At 65.2% G+C, this 18,717-nt stretch carries 17 protein-coding genes and 1 tRNA gene; 9 read left to right on the forward strand and 9 right to left on the reverse strand.

The window, feature by feature from the left end:
• Nucleotides 1-197 precede the first annotated feature (197 nt).
• The 4 genes from pstS to pstB all read left to right on the forward strand — a co-directional run bounded on the left by pstS (nt 198) and on the right by pstB (nt 4,327).
• Nucleotides 198-1,319 carry a phosphate ABC transporter substrate-binding protein PstS gene (gene pstS, locus NIBR502772_RS03990; protein WP_141139174.1) on the forward strand — a complete coding sequence of 374 codons (1,122 nt, stop codon included), beginning with the start codon at nt 198-200 and terminating at the stop codon, nt 1,317-1,319.
• A gap of 102 nt (nt 1,320-1,421) precedes the next feature.
• The gene (gene pstC, locus NIBR502772_RS03995; protein ID WP_141139175.1) at nt 1,422-2,354 is read left to right on the forward strand and encodes a phosphate ABC transporter permease subunit PstC; all 933 of its coding nucleotides are present in this window, start codon (nt 1,422-1,424) and stop codon (nt 2,352-2,354) included.
• Complete coding sequence (pstA, locus tag NIBR502772_RS04000) at nt 2,355-3,467, forward strand: phosphate ABC transporter permease PstA (protein WP_141139176.1); 1,113 nt, start codon at nt 2,355-2,357, stop codon at nt 3,465-3,467.
• Nucleotides 3,468-3,547: 80 nt separating this feature from the next.
• Nucleotides 3,548-4,327, forward strand: a complete 780-nt coding sequence (gene pstB / locus NIBR502772_RS04005) for a phosphate ABC transporter ATP-binding protein PstB (RefSeq protein WP_141139177.1) — start codon at nt 3,548-3,550, stop codon at nt 4,325-4,327.
• A 25-nt stretch (nt 4,328-4,352) separates the two neighbouring features.
• On the opposite strand, the gene NIBR502772_RS04010 is transcribed toward pstB, so the two are convergent.
• The 3 genes from NIBR502772_RS04010 to NIBR502772_RS04020 all read right to left on the reverse strand — a co-directional run bounded on the left by NIBR502772_RS04010 (nt 4,353) and on the right by NIBR502772_RS04020 (nt 6,914).
• Nucleotides 4,353-5,366 carry an inorganic phosphate transporter gene (locus NIBR502772_RS04010; protein WP_141139178.1) on the reverse strand — a complete coding sequence of 338 codons (1,014 nt, stop codon included), beginning with the start codon at nt 5,364-5,366 and terminating at the stop codon, nt 4,353-4,355.
• Nucleotide 5,367: 1 nt separating this feature from the next.
• The gene (locus tag NIBR502772_RS04015; protein WP_141139179.1) at nt 5,368-5,985 is read right to left on the reverse strand and encodes a DUF47 domain-containing protein; all 618 of its coding nucleotides are present in this window, start codon (nt 5,983-5,985) and stop codon (nt 5,368-5,370) included.
• 269 nt (nt 5,986-6,254) lie between these two features.
• Nucleotides 6,255-6,914, reverse strand: a complete 660-nt coding sequence (locus tag NIBR502772_RS04020; protein ID WP_056347859.1) for a hypothetical protein — start codon at nt 6,912-6,914, stop codon at nt 6,255-6,257.
• Nucleotides 6,915-7,119: 205 nt separating this feature from the next.
• Between NIBR502772_RS04020 and NIBR502772_RS04025 the strand changes: the two genes are divergently transcribed.
• Nucleotides 7,120-7,192 (forward strand) — tRNA-Lys (locus tag NIBR502772_RS04025).
• A 98-nt stretch (nt 7,193-7,290) separates the two neighbouring features.
• Here NIBR502772_RS04025 and NIBR502772_RS04030 read toward each other — a convergent pair.
• Nucleotides 7,291-8,208 carry an ANTAR domain-containing protein gene (locus NIBR502772_RS04030; RefSeq protein WP_246848689.1) on the reverse strand — a complete coding sequence of 306 codons (918 nt, stop codon included), beginning with the start codon at nt 8,206-8,208 and terminating at the stop codon, nt 7,291-7,293.
• A 434-nt stretch (nt 8,209-8,642) separates the two neighbouring features.
• Here NIBR502772_RS04030 and NIBR502772_RS04035 point away from each other — a divergent pair, with 434 nt between their 5' ends.
• Both NIBR502772_RS04035 and NIBR502772_RS04040 read left to right on the forward strand, forming a co-directional pair.
• On the forward strand, nt 8,643-9,227 hold the full coding sequence (locus tag NIBR502772_RS04035) for an HhH-GPD-type base excision DNA repair protein (RefSeq protein WP_104063023.1): 585 nt from the start codon (nt 8,643-8,645) through the stop codon (nt 9,225-9,227).
• Between the two features lie 6 nt (nt 9,228-9,233).
• The gene (locus NIBR502772_RS04040; RefSeq protein ID WP_141139180.1) at nt 9,234-10,238 is read left to right on the forward strand and encodes a LacI family DNA-binding transcriptional regulator; all 1,005 of its coding nucleotides are present in this window, start codon (nt 9,234-9,236) and stop codon (nt 10,236-10,238) included.
• Nucleotides 10,239-10,262: 24 nt separating this feature from the next.
• Here the strand turns inward: NIBR502772_RS04040 and NIBR502772_RS04045 are convergent, their stop codons facing one another.
• The 4 genes from NIBR502772_RS04045 to NIBR502772_RS04060 form a co-directional block, all read right to left on the reverse strand.
• Complete coding sequence (locus NIBR502772_RS04045) at nt 10,263-11,243, reverse strand: carbohydrate kinase (RefSeq protein ID WP_246848690.1); 981 nt, start codon at nt 11,241-11,243, stop codon at nt 10,263-10,265.
• An 80-nt stretch (nt 11,244-11,323) separates the two neighbouring features.
• On the reverse strand, nt 11,324-12,118 hold the full coding sequence (locus tag NIBR502772_RS04050) for an ATP-binding cassette domain-containing protein (protein WP_141139182.1): 795 nt from the start codon (nt 12,116-12,118) through the stop codon (nt 11,324-11,326).
• Nucleotides 12,115-13,161 carry an ABC transporter permease gene (locus tag NIBR502772_RS04055; RefSeq protein WP_141139183.1) on the reverse strand — a complete coding sequence of 349 codons (1,047 nt, stop codon included), beginning with the start codon at nt 13,159-13,161 and terminating at the stop codon, nt 12,115-12,117. The genes NIBR502772_RS04050 and NIBR502772_RS04055 overlap by 4 nt, the downstream gene beginning before the upstream one ends.
• Nucleotides 13,162-13,273: 112 nt before the next feature.
• Complete coding sequence (locus tag NIBR502772_RS04060; protein WP_141139184.1) at nt 13,274-14,386, reverse strand: substrate-binding domain-containing protein; 1,113 nt, start codon at nt 14,384-14,386, stop codon at nt 13,274-13,276.
• 164 nt (nt 14,387-14,550) lie between these two features.
• On the opposite strand from NIBR502772_RS04060, the gene NIBR502772_RS04065 reads away from it, so the two are divergent.
• Both NIBR502772_RS04065 and NIBR502772_RS04070 read left to right on the forward strand, forming a co-directional pair.
• Complete coding sequence (locus tag NIBR502772_RS04065; RefSeq protein WP_141141924.1) at nt 14,551-15,552, forward strand: LacI family DNA-binding transcriptional regulator; 1,002 nt, start codon at nt 14,551-14,553, stop codon at nt 15,550-15,552.
• Nucleotides 15,553-15,602: 50 nt separating this feature from the next.
• Nucleotides 15,603-15,896 (forward strand): putative quinol monooxygenase, encoded by a 294-nt coding sequence (locus tag NIBR502772_RS04070; protein ID WP_141139185.1) that lies wholly within the window; start codon nt 15,603-15,605, stop codon nt 15,894-15,896.
• 103 nt (nt 15,897-15,999) lie between these two features.
• On the opposite strand, the gene NIBR502772_RS04075 is transcribed toward NIBR502772_RS04070, so the two are convergent.
• On the reverse strand, nt 16,000-18,480 hold the full coding sequence (locus tag NIBR502772_RS04075) for a GH32 C-terminal domain-containing protein (protein ID WP_371706861.1): 2,481 nt from the start codon (nt 18,478-18,480) through the stop codon (nt 16,000-16,002).
• Nucleotides 18,481-18,717: the final 237 nt, after the last annotated feature.

Raw genomic sequence — 18,717 nt, forward strand, 5'->3', positions numbered from 1 at the left:
AAAGTGTGACGCGCGCAATGGTGACGCCGCAGTTGTAAGCCAATATGCCGCCGTCGTTAATCTCCTGTTCACCTTTGGCCGCCCATCGCTTAACCTGCGGGACCTACCTTCGATGAAGGTACAAAACATACGCATCGCGCTGCAGGGCTTCTCCGGGCCCTCCCCGCAACTGAATAACCCTGGAAGGGGTACATCTAGTGAAGGCACTCCGTTTCAGCCGCCACGCGGCTATCGCTGTAATCGCAGCCGGCGCACTCGCGCTCACCGCCTGCGGTTCAGATAACGCCACGGGCAACACGCCTGCAGGCAACCAGACTTCTGCCGGCCCCAAGGTCACCGGCACGCTGACCGGGATCGGAGCATCCTCCACCGGTGCAGCCATGGACGCCTGGAAGGCCGGCTTCGCCGCTGCCAACCCCGGCGCCACCGTGCAGTACTCTCCGGACGGTTCCGGCGCAGGCCGCAAGGCAATCATCGACGGCTCGGCCCAGTTCGCCGGCTCCGATGCGTACCTCAAGGATGAAGAGCTGGCTAGCTCCAAGGCCAAGTGCGGCCCGGAAGGCGCCATCAACATCCCCGTCTATATCTCCCCGATCGCTGTGGCGTTCAACGTCCCCGGCGTCACCGAGCTGAAGCTTGACGCAACCACCGTGGCCAAGATCTTCCGCGGCGAGATCGCCAACTGGAACGACCCCGCCATCGCCGCCCTGAACTCGGGTGTCAGCCTCCCGGACCTGAAGGTCACCCCGGTGAACCGCTCTGACGATTCCGGTACCACCACCAACTTCACCGAGTACCTTGCGGCTGCTGCTGCGGATGTTTGGACCGACAAGGCTGCCGGCATCTGGCCCGCAACCCTGCAGGGCGAAAACGCCAAGGGCACCTCCGGTGTTGTCAAGACTGTCACCGACACCCCAGGCGCCGTGACCTACGCGGATGACTCCGCTGTGGGCGGCAAGCTGGGCACCGCCTCCATCAAGGTGGGCAGCGAGTTCGTCAAGATCTCCGCCGACGCCGCTGCCAAGGCTGTTGAAGCCGGCAAGGCCGTAGATGGCCGCTCCGCTACCGACGGCGCCATCAAGCTGGACCGCAAGACCACCGCGGCTGGCGCCTACCCGGTCGTCCTGGTTTCCTACCACGTTGTCTGCACCACCTACGACAAGCAGGAAACCGTTGACCTCGTCAAGGCCTTCGAAAGCTACGTAGTTTCGGACGCCGGCCAGAAGACGGCTGCTGATTCCGCGAAGTCCGCGCCGCTCTCCTCGGCCCTCGCCGAGAAGGCCGTCAAGGCCATTGAATCCATCAAGGTCAAGTCCTAGTACCTGTCCCTGAACCACGTTCCCCGCCACGCCGAAAGGCGGGGCGGGGAACTTTGGCTTGTAAGCTCGATTTAGGCACCGCCCACAACCGAAGGGTCTGGAATGACCGCCACCCCCCTGAGTAGTTCCCAGGGCGCAGGCCGCGCCGGGGATAAGATCTTTTCCGGCGCCGCCCTGGCCGCCGGGTGCCTCATCCTCGCCGTCTTGTTCGGCGTGGCACTCTTCCTTGTTGTCCAGGCCATTCCGGCGCTCACCGCCCCCGCCGCCGAGATCCAGGGCGGCAAAGGTTTCTTCGCCTACATCTGGCCGATCGTTATCGGCACCCTCATCGCAGCCGTCATCGCACTGGTGATCGCAACACCCATCGCCATTGGCGTGGCCCTGTTCATCTCCCACTTCGCCCCGCGCGGACTCGCGTCCGGCCTTGGCTACGTGGTGGACCTCCTGGCCGCCATCCCGTCGGTGATTTACGGTGCCTGGGGCGCGGCGTTCCTCGCCAAGGAAATCTCCCCTGCCTACAACTGGCTGGCCGGGAACATGGGTTGGCTGCCCATCTTCCAAGGTCCCGCCTCTGCCACCGGCAAAACCATCCTGACCGCCGGCATTGTGCTCTCGGTGATGGTCCTGCCGATCATCACGTCACTGAGCCGCGAAATCTTCCTGCAGACGCCCAAGCTCCATGAGGAAGCCGCCCTGGCCCTCGGTGCCACGCGCTGGGAAATGATCAAAATGGCGGTCCTGCCGTTCGCCCGTCCGGGCATCATCAGCGCCGTCATGCTGGGCCTGGGCCGTGCGCTGGGCGAGACCATGGCAGTTGCCCTGGTCCTCTCCTCCGGTGCCCTGACAGCCAGCCTGATCACGTCCGGCAACCAGACCATCGCCGCGGAGATCGCGCTGAACTTTCCCGAAGCGAGTGGCCTCAAAGTCAGCACGCTGATCGCTGCCGGCCTGGTCCTTTTTGTGATCACCCTGGGAGTCAACATGATCGCCCGCTGGATCATCACCCGGCACAAAGAATTCTCGGGAGCCAACTAAATGTCCTCCACTCTTACCCCCGTGCGCAGTAAGCGTTCAGCCCTCACCAAAGGCCAGCTACCCAAGTACGCGCCGTACGTTGTCCTGGGACTCGCGCTCATCGTGGGCGCCGCAATCCTGGCACTCATCGGGTTCAATGCCTTTGGCTGGGGCATCGTCTCGGCCATCCTCTTCACTGCCGGCCTGGTGGGCTGGAGCGCCGCGGTGGAAGGCTCCCGCAAAGCCAAGGACAAGCTGGCCACCTGCCTGGTGGTGGGCTCGTTCCTGATCGCGCTGCTCCCACTGATCTCCGTGATCTGGACGGTGCTGGTCAACGGAGTCCCCGGCCTCATCTCCCCGGGCTTCCTCACCAGCTCCATGAACGGCGTCACGGGCGTCTACGACAATAAGGCCGTTGAAGAGGGCGCCCCCGTTATCGGTGGCATCTACCACGCCCTGTTGGGTACCATCCAGATCACGCTGGTAGCCACCGTGATCTCCGTGCCCGTCGGACTGCTGAGCGCCATTTACCTGGTGGAGTACGGCCACGACGGCCGTTTGGCCCGCGCCATCACGTTCTTTGTGGACGTTATGACCGGCATCCCGTCCATCGTGGCCGGCCTGTTCGCCGCAGCGTTCTTCTTCGCCGTGGTGGGGCCCGGCACCAAGACCGGTGCCGTCGCCGCCGTCGCACTTTCGGTCCTGATGATTCCTGTCGTGGTGCGTTCCAGCGAGGAAATGCTCAAGATCGTCCCCAACGAACTGCGCGAAGCGGCCTACGCGTTGGGTGTGCGTAAGTGGCGCACCATCCTCAAGGTGGTTATCCCGACGGCGATCTCCGGCATCGCGTCCGGCGTCACCTTGGCGATCGCCCGCGTTATCGGTGAGACTGCGCCCATCCTGGTCACCGCCGGGTTTGCCACCAGCATCAATAACAACGTGTTCGGCGGCTGGATGGCCTCGCTACCCACGTTCATCTATACCCAGATCCTGAACCCCACCTCGCCGGCGAACCCGGACCCGTCCTCGCAGCGGGCCTGGGGCGCCGCCCTGGTGCTGATCATCCTGGTAATGGTGCTGAACCTTGGCGCCCGGCTGATCGCCAGGACCTTTGCGCCCAAAACCGGCCGCTGAAATTTTTTTCAGCAGGCCATTCCGGTCCTCGCGGCCAAACCCTAGACTTCAATCCGTACCCCAGCAAGTGAAGGAACACCATGTCTAAGCGCATCGACGTCAAAGACCTGAACGTGTACTACGGCGATTTTCTGGCCGTGGAGGATGTCACCATCAACATCGAGGCCAAGTCCGTAACGGCCTTCATCGGTCCCTCAGGCTGTGGCAAGTCCACGTTCCTGCGCACCCTGAACCGCATGCACGAGGTTCTGCCCGGCGCCCGCGTCGAAGGCGAAGTCCTGTTGGACGGCGACAACCTCTACGGCCCCGGCGTGGACCCCGTGACGGTGCGTTCGCAGATCGGCATGGTCTTCCAGCGGCCCAACCCGTTCCCCACCATGTCCATCCGCGACAACGTGCTGGCCGGCGTCAAGCTGAACAACAAGAAGATCTCCAAGGGCGAGGCCGACGTCCTCGTGGAGAGGTCCCTGCAGAGCGCCAACCTCTGGAACGAGGTCAAGGACCGCCTGGAGAAGCCCGGGTCCGGCCTGTCAGGCGGCCAGCAGCAGCGCCTCTGCATCGCCCGTGCCATTGCGGTGGAACCGCAGGTGATCCTCATGGACGAGCCGTGCTCCGCGCTGGACCCGATCTCCACGCTGGCCATCGAGGACCTTATCAACGATCTCAAGGACCAGTACACCGTGGTGATCGTGACCCACAACATGCAGCAGGCCGCCCGCGTTTCGGAAAAGACGGCGTTCTTCAACATCGCCGGTACCGGCAAGCCGGGCAAGCTGATCGAATACGGGAACACCCAGACAATCTTCAACAACCCCAACGTGAAGGCCACCGAGGACTACGTCTCCGGCCGCTTCGGATAATCCCCGCGGCGTTTAAGGCTTGCGCTCAGCCCGCCAAAGGTGACATCGCCAGGGCCAGCACGAAGGCCCCGGCCGCGGCTGCAGCAGGGGTGAGGACCCACAGGGCCAGGATCTGCATGACCAGTTTCCGGTTGGTGACTGAGAAGTGCTGGTTCTCGCCGGCCCCCAGCGCGGCCGCGGTGACAGTGTGGGTGGTGGAGAGGGGCCACTGCAACGCGATCGCCCCGAGAAACAGCATCACGCCGCTGAGAGTCTGGGCCACGGAGCCCCGCAACGGGTCCACCCTGGTCATTTTGTAGCCGATGGTGTGGGAGATCCGCCAGCCGCCAAAGAGTGTTCCGGCCGTGATCATCAGGGCGGATACCAGTGCCACCCACAGGGGGATACTCTCGCCGTCGGCGTATCCTGCCGCGACCAGGGCCAGGAGCAGCACGGCGCCCACACGCTGGCCGTCCTGCATGCCGTGGCCGAACGCCACGGCCCCTGCCGCGATGGCCTGGCTGCGGCGGAAGCGCTGGTTGATGACGCTGGGCTGGGCGTAGCGCGCCGCCCAGGTCGTTGGGAATACCAGCAGGTACGCGCCAATGTAAGCGACGGCGGGTGAGAGCACCAGCGGCAGGATGACCTGGACCAGCAGGGAATGGTCAACGCTGCCCACTCCCGCCCCGCCCACGGCCAAGCTGGCGAGCCCTGCCCCGGCCAGCCCGCCCACCAGGGCGTGCGTCGAGGAAGCCGGGATGCCCCGCCACCACATCAGCAGGCCCCAGGCAGAGGCGCTTGCCAGGGACGAAACCAGGATGCTGAGGCCGCTTTCGCCGTCGGGCAGGTGGATCCACGTGTGGCTGACAGCAACCACTGCGGTGGCGCTGATCATGGCGCCCAGGAAATTGAAGCAGGCAGCCAGCAGCACGGCAACGCTGGGTGTGAGCGCCCTGGTGCGGACAGCCAACGCCACGGAGGTGGAGACGTCCCTGAAGCCGTTGAGGAAGGCAAACACTGCGGTCAGCAGGACCACAATGCCGAAAATCACTGCCGTCACGTCAGGATTCCTTGACGATGATGCTGCCTACCTGGGTAGCGATGCGGCGCATGTCCTTGGTAACTTCCACCAGCTGGTTGGCGACGTCGCGGTTACGGGAATACTGCGCCCACTTCATGTCCCGGATCATGTCCGCCACCCAGACCCGGTGGGTCCGTTCCGCGCGTTTGGCGAGCCTGAGGATCTCGATCCAGTAGTCCTCGAGGTCGTCGAGGTTGTCGAGCCGGCGCATGGCGTCCACAGTGAGCTCGGCCTGCCGGCTGATGATCTCGAGCTGGTCGGCCGCCCGCCGCGGCAGGCGGTCCAGCTGGTACAAGAAAACAAGTTCCGCGGCGCCGTCCAGCTTCTCGAGGGCCTCGTTGAGGTAGCGGGACAGCGCGTACATGTCTTCGCGGGGGAGCGGGTTCACAAAGCTCGTGCGCATGTGCGTGAGCAAGGCAAAGTGCAGTTCGCCGGACCTGGCCTCGTGGTTGTGCATGTCGTCCACGAGCTTGGCGTGCTCCGTGGCAGGTACGCCAAGGATCTCTGCCATGGTGGCGCTGGCATGCACAATTTGCTGGGCCATCTGGGACAGCAGGATCAGCCCTGCGGGCTCCTGGGGAAAAAGGCGCAGCTTCACGTTGGGTACCGGTCTCCGGGGATGTGCAGGGGTCGGGGGCCGCCCACTTGTAACTTGACGCAGGCCAGCAGCTGATGTTGATACTACCGGCCCAGTTGCCGCGGCCTGTAAACAGGCGCAAAAAATGGTGCCGAACCGGATACGCCTCTCGGCGGTAGGCCGCTCTAGGCGGCTAATTGTTGAAGCCCGGGGGTTTCGCGGCTCGACACCAGTTTCAGTGTTCTACGTTGCTTGGCCCAAGTCAACATTGACAGATCGGCGCCGGTGGTTCAGTCGAGCTCGCCCAGCCGCCAGGCGTTTGCCGCATGTTCAAGGTCCTCGGCCGTCTTCACGAGCTGGTGCGAGTTGCGCGTGAGCTTGCTTGCGTGGGCCTCGTTGCCGAGCTCGGCACCGTCGGCGATCGTCGCCTGGCCCAGCGCCACCACGCGGCAGAACGCGGCGGAACGTTCCAGCGCGACGTCGAACTCGCCGTCGAACGCTCCGGAGAGAATGGCGTCAGCCATGGTCCGCATTTCCTCGGCTCCCGGCGGTTCAGCGGCGCCGGCCACCACGTTGGAAACCTGCGCGGTGTCCTTGCCTGCCCGGAAGTACACGGAGATCCGTTCGGGGTCCTGGACGGTGGCGGCGCGCAGGGCGTACAGCCGCCAGAGGGCGCCGGGCAGCGAACGCGCCGGGCTTTCCGCCCACATCTCCGCGATGGCCTCCAGGCCCTGCTCGTCGGTCAGCTTGACCAGGCGTTCGGTGATGACGGGATCGTCGCTGTCGCGTCCGTGGCGAACCAGTGCCTGGGCGGCGAGGTGGGCGGCCTCGGAGACGCGCGCAGGATCGGGGCCGCCTGCGAACGGCTCAAAGTCGATGGGGGCGAACGGCTTGGGCTTGTGATGCCGGTTGGCTCCGCCGTAGTGACTGGGTCCTGCTTGTTCGCTCATGCCCCCCACGCTACTCCTGTGCCGCGCGGGAAATCGAGTGCTGTTTGCCGCCAGGATGGACCTCGCCAGCGCGGGTGACGCTGTGCGGAATTCGGAACATACGACGGCGGCGGACAACTTGCGTGCCAAAGCCGCCCCGTGTGTGGGGTAAAGTATTTTACGTCCAGAAATGGACTGGGCTGATCGGTTGTTTGACCGTCGGCTGGGGCCTTTAGCTCAGTTGGTAGAGCATCGGACTTTTAATCCGTGGGTCGTGGGTTCGATCCCCACAGGGCCCACCCACGCGGAAGACCAGAGACACTTCGTCTCTGGTCTTCTTTCGTATACACCCCAGCACGGGCATTGGCGGTGGCCAACGTGGATGACCTGAGGCAGCCTAATGCTCGAAATGCGTGTCCGGTGCTCCCCCTGGCAGGTTCGCCAGGATGCCCTCAGCCACCTTCCGGAGCTTGATGTTCCGGTGGCTGGATGCCTTGGCGATGATGGCAATTGCGTCGTTGTAGGAGCACCTGTTCTGCGCCATGATGACGCCACAGGCAATGTCGATGGACGTCCGGCTTTCCAAGGCTGACTGCAGGTCCGACGCCCTGGTGCTGGCCGACTCCAACTCAAGGGCCAGCCTGAGGCCGCGGGACGCGAGGTCGGTGAAACTGCGCGCCTCGGCGATGACGTGCAGCGGGAACGCCTGGGGGCTGGCTGCGAAGAAGGCCAGGGCGGCCTCCGTGCCCTCATCCAGGGAAAGCCGCAGGCCCAGGACGCTGTCGAACCCGGCATCCTGCAGGTGCCGCCTGTAGCGTCCCCAGCGGAAGTCGGAGGCCACGTGGTTCATGGCCGCGGTCCCTGTGCCGGTGAGGGCTTCGGTCAGGGGGCCTTCGCCGACCTCCTTTTCCAGCCGGGCCAATGTCGCGGTCCGCGTGCCCGTTCCGGCGGTGGATCTGGAGCGTTTGGCCCGGCTCAGGACCAGGGCGCATTCGATGGGAACGCCGGCGAGACGGCTCAGCGTGGCCGCTCCCAGGTGGGCCAGGATCTCCAGGGAGTCAGACAGGTCCTTCGAACCGGTGACCAAATCGGGGATAAGCCCGTCGACGCCGACCATCCCGATGGTGAACGCCTTGGCTGCCGGTTCCGCGCCAGGACGATCGCTCGGTGTTGGGATGGGCCTGCGGTCCGGGATTGCCGCCGGCCCCGGATGCGGGGCTGCATGCTGGGTGGTGTGTTGGGCCGGATGAGCGGGCGCTGGTCTCCTGCCCGCCGACGCGTGTGCCTGGGAAGCCTCGGATCGGGAATACTTCACGTCCGCCTCCCGCCGGGACACCAGGAACTGATTGGAAGCGCTGGATGAATGTGAAGCGTGGGGGACAAAGGGCCGGCGACGGCTGGGGGAGAGGCCTTGGTCTCTAAGACCTCCTCGTCGCCGGCCCCGCTTATTTCCCGGACCCCTTGGAGCGGGAAAACGCGGCTACCGAGTCGTGTATTCATCCTTCCCACAACCCCCTAGTGAGACATCCAAACCAGTGCGGTTTGCGAGTCTTAACTCATTACTCGAAGGTAGTTCTGGCATGGTCCCCGGCAACCGCGTAATCGGTACTTGTTTTTCAAATTAGGTAGTACTTGGTTTTTCGGAAAAACTACTCAACTCCGCGCTGATGAGTTCTCCTCCGCCGGCACGATCACCATGAGCATGGACAAAAACTCCAGGTCATGACGCAGGCCGCGGGAGGTGGAAGGATGAGGGCCATGGAACTGCATATCACAGGTGACCCGGCCGCCGACCAACTGCTGACCGATGACGCGTTTGCGCTGCTGACAGGCATGCTGCTGGACCAGCAGGTAACCATGGAATCCGCCTTTGCCGGGCCGGAGAAGATCCGGGCCCGGATCGGGTCCATCGCCCCGGCCGCGGTGGCCGCGTACGAACCTCAGGCTTTCGTCGACGTGTTCAAGGAACGGCCCGCGGTGCACCGGTTCCCCGGCTCGATGGCGGGACGTGTCCAGGCGCTCGCCGAGACGGTGCAGCATGACTGGGACGGCGACGCGACGCTGATCTGGACCAAGGGCGACCCGGACGGCCCGGAGGTGCTGCGCCGCCTGCAGGCACTGCCAGGATTCGGGGAGCAGAAGGCAAAGATATTCCTTGCGCTCCTGGGGAAGCAGCGCGGGCTGAACGCACCCGGCTGGCGCGAGGCCGCCGGCCACTACGGCCAGGAGGATGCCTTCCTTTCGGTTGCCGACATCGTGAGTCCTGAATCGCTCGCGAAGGTGCGGGCCAGCAAGCAGGCAGCAAAGGCGGCGGCCAAGGCTGCCAAAGGCTGACCGCTCATGGCAGTGACCATGAACGATGTGGCGCGCGTCGCCGGGGTGTCGTTGAAGACCGTGTCGAACGTGCTCAACGACTACGAGTTCATCCGGCCGGCCACCAGGCAACGGGTCCAGGACGCCATTGCCGCACTGGGCTACGAGGCGAACCTGACAGCTCGCAGCCTGCGCTCCGGGAAGACCCACATGTTGGGCCTGGTGCTGTCCGATCTCGCGGCGCCGTACTACGCAGAGCTGGCCTCAAGGGTGATGACGGTGGCGGAGCGGCGCGGCTACCGCGTGCTGGTGGAACAGTCCGGCGCCCTGGAAGCCAACGAACTCGGTGCCCTGCAGGGTCCGCTGCGGCAGCTGACCGACGGACTCCTGTTCACGCCACTCGTCATGAGGGCCGACGCCGTCGCCTCCCACCGCGGCAGCAAGCCGGTGGTGCTGCTCGGCGAGCACATTCAGGATCCCCGGCTGGATCTGGTCACCATGAGAAACCGGGACGCCGCCCACGCCCTCACCGCCCACCTGCTGGCGGGAGGCCGCCGTCGTATTGCCGTGCTTGGCGCCCATCCTGGCGAATCAGCGGGCTCGGCCGGCCTGCGGCTCAACGGTTACAGGAGCGCACTGGAGGACGCCGGTGTCCCGTTTGACCCAGCCCTGGTGGCACCGGGTAAATGGCGCCGCGACGGGGGAGCAGCCGCCGTCGCCGGCCTTCTGGAAAACGGCATTCCGTTCGACGCCGTCTTCGGGCTCAACGACGCCCTCGCCCTGGGCGCCATGCACGAACTGCTCATCCGTGGCGTGAAGGTGCCGCAGGACGTTGCCGTGGCGGGCTTTGACGACATCGACGAGGCACGGTTCGCCTCGCCGTCGCTCACCACCGTGTCGCCCGGCATGGACGAGATTGCGGAACGGTCCGTCGGGTTGCTGATCGACCGGATTGACGGGCTGGAAGCCAGGGAAGACGGCGTTCACGCGGAGGCGGGCTTTGACCTGAAAATCCGGGATTCGGCGCCCTGAGGGCTGCCGCCGGACACCAGTTCCTCAGACCACGACGGCGGCAGTAGCTTTCGTTCCTTGGATCACTTCCGCCCCTGGCAGGTCCGCGGCCAGCTCCACGGCCGTGGGAGGATTCGCGCCCGGCCGGCGGACGGTGATGGCGGCTGCCTTTGACGCCATGCGCCCGATAGTGGTCAGGACGTCCTGTCCCAGGCCCTCGGTGCGGCGCGACAGCAGGCCGTAGATCAGTGCCGCCATGTACGAATCACCCGCGCCGATGGTGTCCGCCACCGTGGACCGGACGGCGGGAATGAAAAGCTGTGTGGCGGGCGTCGCCAACAATGAGCCTTCCCCGCCGCGGGTGACCACTGCCAGTCCGGCGCCCAGCCGCAGGATCCGTTCTGCGGCGTCCTCGAGGCTGACCCCGGGGTACAGCCAGGTGGCGTCCTCGTCGCTGAGCTTGACCACGTCCGTCAGTGGAACCAGGTCCTCGAAAATCCGCACGGCCTCTGCCTGGCTGCCCAGCAACGCCGGCCTGATGTTCGGATCGTAGGTGACCAGGCACTCGCGGTGCGACTGTTCCAGCAGTCCCCGCACCACCGTCGCGCCCGGTGCCAGGAACGTGGCGATGGATCCGGTGTGGAGAACTTTGGGCAGGTGGGCAGGGGCCACGGCCGGCAGTTCCCAGCTGATGTCGAAGTCGTACGTGGCGGAGCCGTCCGCGGCGAGGGTTGCCGTGGCGGACGCGGTGCGCGCCGCGGACTTTGAGCCCGGCAGGAGTTCGACGCCGGCACGCCGCAGGTGCGCCTCTATCGCCTCGCCGCGGGCATCTGCGCCCAGCGACGTCAGCAGGGCGGTGGCAACGCCGAGGCGTCCCAGGCCGTAGGCCACGTTCATCGGTGAACCGCCCGGATGCTCGATGGGGCCGTTGGACGAGGCGACCACGTCAACGAGCGCTTCGCCGATGACGACGACGTCGGGCCCAGACGTAATTTCGGACGTGCGACCAAGGGAATTGCTGTGCACGGGGGAGCCTTTCATGGGGCCGTCCGCGGGCCTGGTGCAGGCCCGCGGACGGCGGTGGGGAGTCAACCTGTGGTGCAGGGTCAGGCGGTGGCTGCGCCGGTCATGATCGCAACCGCATCGGTCATGTTGTGGGACTGCGGCGTGATGGTGGCCGCACACTTGCCGAGGCGCTGGATGTGGATCCGGTCCGCCACGTCGAACACGTGCGGCATGTTGTGGCTGATCAGGATGACGGGCAGTCCCCGGTCCCGGAGGTCCCGAACCAGTTGCAGGACTTGGTTGGATTCCCGGACGCCGAGCGCCGCCGTCGGCTCATCCAGCACGACAACCTTTGAACCGAACGCTGCGGCGCGGGCCACGGCGACAGCCTGGCGCTGGCCACCGGAGAGGTTCTCCACCGGCACTGTCACGTCCTGGAGCGTGGAAATGCCGAGCCGGGTCAGCTCCTGTTTGGCCTTCACGCGCATGCCTTTGGTGTCAAGCATCCGGAACACGCTTCCGAGGAGTCCCGCACGCCGTTCCTCCCGGCCCAAAAACAGGTTGGAGGCAACGTCCAGGGCCGGCGAAACGGCGAGGTTCTGGTACACGGTTTCGATGCCGTGGACTCGGGCGTCCTGCGGTCGCTTGAAATGTACCGGCTGTCCTGACACAAAGAGCTCGCCGGAGTCCGGGACTTCGGCCCCGGTCAGGCACTTGATCAGGGTGGATTTGCCGGCGCCGTTGTCGCCGATGATCGCCAGGACTTCACCCGGGTACAGGTCCAGGCTGACGCCGTCCAGCCCCACGACGCGACCGAAGGTCTTAACCAGGTTCCGGGCTTGCAGGATGGGTTGCCGGACTTCCGTCCCCGCGGACTCCAGATGCATGGCGGTCATGATTTCACCTTTCGGATCCACTGGTCGATGGACACAGCGAGGATGATGAGGACGCCCACTGCGAGGGTCTGGTAGAGCACGTCGAGGCCTGCGAGGGAGAGTCCATTGCGGAAGACGCCTACGATCAGGGCGCCCAGCAGGGTGCCCCAGACTGAGCCGCGGCCGCCAAAGAGGCTGGTCCCGCCTATGACCACGGCGGTGATGGAGTCCAGGTTCAGGTCGACGCCGGCGTTGGGGCTGGCGGCGTTGGTGCGGCCGATTTGGATCCAGGCGCCGATGGCCAGGACGGCGCCAGCGGCGAGGTAAACGCTCATGAGGACTTTGTTCACCGCGATGCCGGCCAGGCGGGCGGCTTCCTTGTCATCGCCTACGGCGTAGACGTGCCGGCCCCAGGCGGTTTTGCCGAGGATGAACGCGATAGCGATGTAGAGCAGGAGCATGACGACGACGCCGGTGGAGATCCTGACCGGGCCCACCGGGAAGGTGGTACCTGTCCAGGTGAGCAAGTCCGGCATGGCCGAGCCGCGCACCGTCGCGCCGTTCGAGTAGAGGAGCGTCAGTGCGATGAAGATGTTAAGCGTGCCCAGGGTAACGATGAACGGCGGGAGCCGGAACCTGGTGACCAGGAATCCGTTGAGGGCTCCCGCGGCGAGTCCGACGACGAGGCCCGCGAGTAGCGCGAGAGGTGCGGGCAGTCCGTTGTTGACGGCGACTTGGGCCACCACCATGGAGGAGAGGATCATGACCGCTCCGACGGAAAGGTCGATGCCTGCCGTGAGGATGATGAGGGTCTGGGCGATGGCGAGGGTGCCGACGACGGAGACCTGCTGGGTAATCAGGGAGAGGTTTTCAACCCGCAGGAATCTGTCATTGAGGAGGCCGAAGACGATCACCGCGATGAGAAGTACGAGGGCGGGGCTGACGGCGGGGTAACGGTGGAGGATATTGCGTATCCGGCTAAGCGGTGTCTGGCGGTCAAGGAATTCCTCCGCCAGGTCGGCATGCCCGGCGCTGGGCGGGCCGGCGGTCTGTTGCTGAGTCACGATTGGTCCTGATCTTCAGTGATGGTTGCTAGAGCGGAGCTAGCTCGGTAGGCAAATGCGGGGAGACCGATAGCGGGCTCCGGCCTCCCCGCCCCGCCGTGAAACTGGGTGCTTACTTTCCCCAGCAGATGTCGGAAGCAGCGGCGGTGGTGATGCTCTTGACGCCGTCGGCGGGCTTGTCAGTGACGAGCTCGACACCGGTGTTGTAGAAGTCCAGGCCCGCGGAGTTGGCAGGCTTCTTGCCGGTCTTGGCCAGGTCAACAATGGCCTTGACGCCCAGTTCGGCCATCTTGACCGGGTACTGCTGGGCGGTGGCACCGATGACGCCGGACTTGACGTTGTTTACGCCCGTGCAGCCGCCGTCAACGGAGACGATGAGGACGTCCTTTTCCTTGCCGGCGGACTTTAGTGCCTCGAACGCGCCGGCGGCGGCAGGTTCGTTGATGGTGTACACAACGTTGATGTTCGGGTTCTTGGACAGAAGGGTTTCCATGGCGGTGCGGCCGCCGTCCTCGGCACCCTGCGAGGCCTGGCTGCCGACGATCTCGTACTCGCCGCCCTTGCCGCCGGTGTACTTGCCGGTCTTGGCCTCGTCGCCGTTCTTCTTCTTATCCGCGGTGTCGATGCCCAGACCGGACAGGAAGCCCTGGTCACGGTTGTAGTCGACCGAGACGACCTTGTCATCGAAGAGATCCAGCAGCGCGATGGTGGCCTTCTTGCCGCCGAGTTGAGCTGCGGTCCATTTGCCGATCAGCTCGCCGGCGGCGAAGTTGTCCGTGGCGAAGGTGATGTCTGCGGCGTCGGCCGGGTCCGGCGGCGTGTCCAGGGCGATGACGAAGAGGCCGGCGTCCTTGGCCTTCTTCAGGGCATCCACGACGGACGGGCCGTTGGGGGTGATCAGAATGCCTTTGTCGCCCTTGGAGATGGCGTTTTCGATGGCCTGGATCTGGGTGTCCTCGTCGCCGTCAGCCTTGCCGGCGGCGAGCTTAAGGTCCACGCCCTCGGCTTCGGCTGCCTTCTTCGCCCCGTCCTGCATAGAGACGAAGAACGGGTTGGTGGTGGTTTTCACGATGAGGGAGACGCCGACTTTTTCACCAGCGGTCCCACTGGCAGACGGGCTGGAACTGCCGCCGCAGGCGGTGAGGCTGAGCGTGCCGAGGGTCAGGACTGCGCCGATGGCCAGCAGGCGGTGCGAAAGCTTGGGGGTGGCTTTGGAACTCAACATTGAATCTCCTACGTTCGTGGCACTTCCCGTGCCTGACAACGATGTCAGAACTCATGTAATCAACGTCACAGGGTAGAGTCAAGGCAAATTCGATGATGAAGGGCGAGTTAATGACAACGATGTCTAATCGTTACAAGGCGGAATCCGCCACGAACCGGCCCACCATGCGCCATGTCGCCGCGCTGGCCGGGGTGGGCATCAAGACCGTCTCCAGGGTGATGAACGACGAACCGGGCGTCTCCGAGGCCACCCGTCAAAGGGTGCTGGGGGCATCCCACCAGCTCAACTACCAGCTGGACATGGCGGCAGGCAGCCTCCGCCGCACAGGCCGCCAGACACTGTCCATCGGGTTACTCCTGCCCAGCGTGGCCAACCCGTTCAGCAGCGAGATCCACCGGGCAATGGAAGACTCTCTGGCGGCACGCGGGATAGCCGTGTTCGCGGCCAGCCTGGACGATGACCCCGAGCGGGAAAAGTCGCTCGTCTCCGCATTCCTCGGCCGGCGCGTGGATGGTCTGGTCCTGACCCCCATTGCCCGGAGCCAGGCGTATGCGATCCCGGAACATTCCCGGGACCTGCCCATGGTGTTCATTGACCGCGAGCCTGTGGGCATCGAGGCCGACGCGGTGGTGACGGACAACGCCGTCGGCGCGGCTCGGGCGGCCGCCCACCTTATGGCTCACGGCCACACGAAGCTTGCCTACCTGGGCGACCGGCCGGACATCCAGACCGCCCGGGAACGGCGTCGCGGCTTCATTGGGGAACTGGGCCGGGCGGGGCAGGCGACGTCCGCTGTGCCGGTCCGGGAGGGGCTTCACGACGAGGAGTCTGCCCGGCTGGCCGCCCTGGAGATCCTCACGGCCGAGAATCCGCCCACGGCCATCTTCTCCAGCCAGAACCTCATCACGTTCGGCGTGATGCGCGCCCTGAAGGAACTTGGTGCCAGCCGCCGCGTGGCGCTGGTGGGCTTTGACGACTTCACCCTGGCGGACATGATGGAGCCCGGCATCACTGTCATCGCCCAGCACCCGGACCGTATCGGGAAGCTTGCCGCCGAGCGGCTGCTCGCCCGGATCGACGGCGACGGCAGCGCGCCGCAGACGTACGTTGTTCCGTCCGAGCTCATCCAGCGCGGCTCCGGCGAACTCCCGCCGCCGGCAGGCTGAGGACAACAATTCAACCACCAGCAGATCCAGGCAATCCAGAGGGGACAACCATGACCAAAACGCTTTACGCCGAATTCACCGTCAAGCCCGGCAGCGAAGACCGGGTAGCCGAGATGATGCGCCAGCTGACCGATGAAGTGAGGCAGGAGCCCGGGAACCAGCTGTTCCTGCCGTATACCCGGGAAGCGAATCCCCGTGAGTACTTCGTATTCGAGGTCTACGCAGACGAGGCCGCCTTCCAGGAACACATCAGCGCGGACTACGGTGCCCGCTTCAACGGCGAGCTCGCGGACCTGATCGAAGAGGACGGTTCGGTGCTCACCTGGCTGCAGCCGGTGCACTGACCACCGCTCTTCAGACAGTCTGCGCAGACGCCAAATCCCGGGCTTGTCCGCGATTCCTAACCTTGAAGGCAGGGTTCAGCGGACAAGCCCGGGACGGTTCAGCCTACTTCTGGCGGTCCCTGACCGGGCTGGTCAACGTGCTGAACATCGACTGCGCCACCGGAGTCACGGTGATTGACTTCAGCTGCGCCGTGCCGCCGTCGGCAAAGAGCGCCACCTGGTTAGCTCCCGCTTCGGGGAACACTTGGTCCGTGATGGTCCGCTGCCCGCCTTGGGTGAAGACCTCCACGGAAGACCTGTCGATATACACCCGCAGGGTAACTGTGCCGTCTGCATCCAGGGTGACGGGCGCGGAGTCCACGGAGGTGAACAGCGGATGGAAGCCGGTGTCTCCCGAATTCTCCCGGTCCACGTACACCTCGCCGGTGGTCCGGTCGTAGCCGATCTCGGTGGCGGTGTTGCCGATCCCCAGTACGGTGATTCCGGCCCGTGAAGCCGTGCCCGGCGCGAGCGTGACGTCGATCCGCTGTACCTGGCCCCAGGCAGCCGCTGGCAGCGCAGTGGTCCCCGGGGCAATGTCCCGGGCGCGCTTCTCGGTGTAGCTCGGCTTCGCAGCCAGGTCATCCACCTGCTTGACAGCCTTCTGGGTGAGGCGCGGTCCGGCCGGAGTCTGCGTCAGCGCGACTTCCCGGGGCAGCGACATGGCGCTGCGCCAGGGCGAGGTGGGAATGGCCTGCGCGTAGTCCCAGTTGTTCATCCAGCCCAGCATCACGCGTTTGTCCTGGGGCATGTTGGCGAACGAAACGGAGGCATAGTAATCCCGGCCGTAGTCCAGCCAGTCGTAGGTCTGGATCCGCGGTGTGGCCGCCTGCTCCGACGCCACGAACTCATCGGCCAGGATGTGGCCCCAGCCGAAACGGTTGTTATCCACCACCCTGATGCTGGCCTGTCGGCCCTTGAATTCGGCAACGTTCCACGAGGCCCAGTCCAGAACCTCGCTGTTGGCGCCGGTGGCGGTCCGGACCACCTGGCCGTCCACCACCAGGTTCACCGTGGTCTCGTCGGACCGCGGCACCGCGGCCTGGTCGGTGAGCATGACGTGGTCCAACGTCAGGTGGCCCCAGCCGCCCGTTGCCTGGTCCACGATCCGCAGCTGGGCTTCCTGCCCCGCGAACTCGGAAACGTCCCAGCCCTTCCAGTTCAGGGCGCCGGCATCGTCCCCGGCCAGCGTCCGGACGACGTTGCCGCCCACCAGCAGCTGCACCTCCAGCTGCTGGCCTGAGCCCGCGGCCCTGTGTCCGCCGCCCACCAGCATGCTCATGAAGTCCCGGGAGAGCGTGAACGACGGCGACGTCAGGGTTCCCTGCCTGTCGTCGCCCGGTGCACCGCCGGTATCAAACGTGTTGATCCGCTTGGCGCCGATATAGAAGTCACCGCCGGAGGTGGCGGGCTGGAACGAAGGTGCGAGGTCGGCGGTTCCGGTCCAGCCGGCGTCGGCCATTGACGTTCCGTCCGGGACCTCGAACCCGTTGAACAGGAGGTCACCGGCCGGCGGGGTGTTGTCCAGCTTGTCCGAGACACGGGGATGCTGGCCGCCGCCCACCAGGAAATTCAGGTAGTCGCTGTTAACGGTGAACTGCGGTGATTCCGCGGTGCCCACTGGCCAGTCGCCGTCGTTGAAGGAGTTGATCAGCCCAGCCCCGGCAAAGCCGCTCACAGTGTTCTGTCCCGGCAGCGAACCGGTGGCTGGCGTATCTCCGAACGGGCCGTTCTTCCAGTTTCCTGGCTCGTTGGCCACGGTCCAGCCGTCGTAGGTGCCGTTGTTGAAGCCTGCCAGCGGGGTTCCGGCGGGGAGGGCATCGCTTGCCTTGGTTGTCTCGGACGTGAAGGTTGTGCCGTCGAAGTCGCCAACAAAGTACTGCCCGGCCGATCCGCCCGCGACGCCGCCGGGGTTGATGTTGACCACCATGACCCACTTGATGTTGGCGGGGTCGCCATCAACAGCCAGCGGGAAGAGGTCCGGGCACTCCCAGAGCCCGCCCGTGGCGTTGGCCGGCCCGAACTCGCTCAGGAGCGTCCAGTCCTTGAGGTTCCCGGATTTGTAGAGCAGAACCTTGTGGTCGGTGGCTTCGACGGCGGCCATCACCCAGTAGCCGCCGCCATCGGGGGTGCTGTACCAAAAGACCTTGGGGTCGCGAAAGTTTGCCGAGTTGCGGTTCAGTACCGGGTTCGCGTTGTACTTGGTCCAGGTCTGGCCGTCGTCCAGGCTGTAGGCGAGCGACTGTGCCTGCAGGCCCTGGTGGGGTGAGCCCGGCTTGTACGCGCTGGTGTAGACGGCGACCAGCGGCGGGTTCTCCGCGGTTCCGAACCCTGTGGTGTTGTCCTTGTCCACCACAACGCTGCCGGAGAAGATGTCCTGCTGGTCATCGGTGGCGATGGCCACCGGCTGCTCCGTCCAGTGCGTCAGGTCCTTGGACGTGGCATGCCCCCAGGACATGTTGCCCCACGTATTTCCCGACGGGTTGTGCTGGTAATACAGGTGGTAAACGCCCTTGTGGAAGACCATTCCGTTGGGATCGTTCATCCAGTTCTGTTTCGGCGAGTAGTGGAAGGCAGGCCGGTACTGTTCCCCGCCGAGGGGCGTTCCGGAGCCGGAGCCAGCGTCGGAAACGGTTCGTGAGGCTGGTGTGGTTGCCGTTTCTGCCGTGCCCCAGGCCGGGGCCGAACCGGCGAGTGTTGCGGCGAGGCTGAGGCCTGCCAGGGTGAGTGCCGAACACGTAAGGACGGTTCGGGATTTGTTGATCTGCATGGATAGGGGTGC

Source organism: Pseudarthrobacter sp. NIBRBAC000502772 (assembly GCF_006517235.1).
Lineage (GTDB): Bacteria > Actinomycetota > Actinomycetes > Actinomycetales > Micrococcaceae > Arthrobacter.

What these genes read in the sequence shown, in the direction of transcription:
- NIBR502772_RS04050 (WP_141139182.1), bottom strand. Translation starts at nt 12,118, where the DNA reads ATGACCGCCATGCATCTGGAGTCCGCGGGGACGGAAGTCCGGCAACCC.
- NIBR502772_RS04065 (WP_141141924.1), top strand. Translation starts at nt 14,551, where the DNA reads ATGCGCCATGTCGCCGCGCTGGCCGGGGTGGGCATCAAGACCGTCTCC.
- NIBR502772_RS04040 (WP_141139180.1), top strand. Translation starts at nt 9,234, where the DNA reads ATGGCAGTGACCATGAACGATGTGGCGCGCGTCGCCGGGGTGTCGTTG.
- NIBR502772_RS04035 (WP_104063023.1), top strand. Translation starts at nt 8,643, where the DNA reads ATGAGGGCCATGGAACTGCATATCACAGGTGACCCGGCCGCCGACCAA.
- pstA (WP_141139176.1), top strand. Translation starts at nt 2,355, where the DNA reads ATGTCCTCCACTCTTACCCCCGTGCGCAGTAAGCGTTCAGCCCTCACC.
- NIBR502772_RS04060 (WP_141139184.1), bottom strand. Translation starts at nt 14,386, where the DNA reads ATGTTGAGTTCCAAAGCCACCCCCAAGCTTTCGCACCGCCTGCTGGCC.
- NIBR502772_RS04075 (WP_371706861.1), bottom strand. Translation starts at nt 18,480, where the DNA reads ATGAACGATCCCAACGGAATGGTCTTCCACAAGGGCGTTTACCACCTG.
- NIBR502772_RS04070 (WP_141139185.1), top strand. Translation starts at nt 15,603, where the DNA reads ATGACCAAAACGCTTTACGCCGAATTCACCGTCAAGCCCGGCAGCGAA.
- pstC (WP_141139175.1), top strand. Translation starts at nt 1,422, where the DNA reads ATGACCGCCACCCCCCTGAGTAGTTCCCAGGGCGCAGGCCGCGCCGGG.
- pstB (WP_141139177.1), top strand. Translation starts at nt 3,548, where the DNA reads ATGTCTAAGCGCATCGACGTCAAAGACCTGAACGTGTACTACGGCGAT.
- NIBR502772_RS04020 (WP_056347859.1), bottom strand. Translation starts at nt 6,914, where the DNA reads ATGAGCGAACAAGCAGGACCCAGTCACTACGGCGGAGCCAACCGGCAT.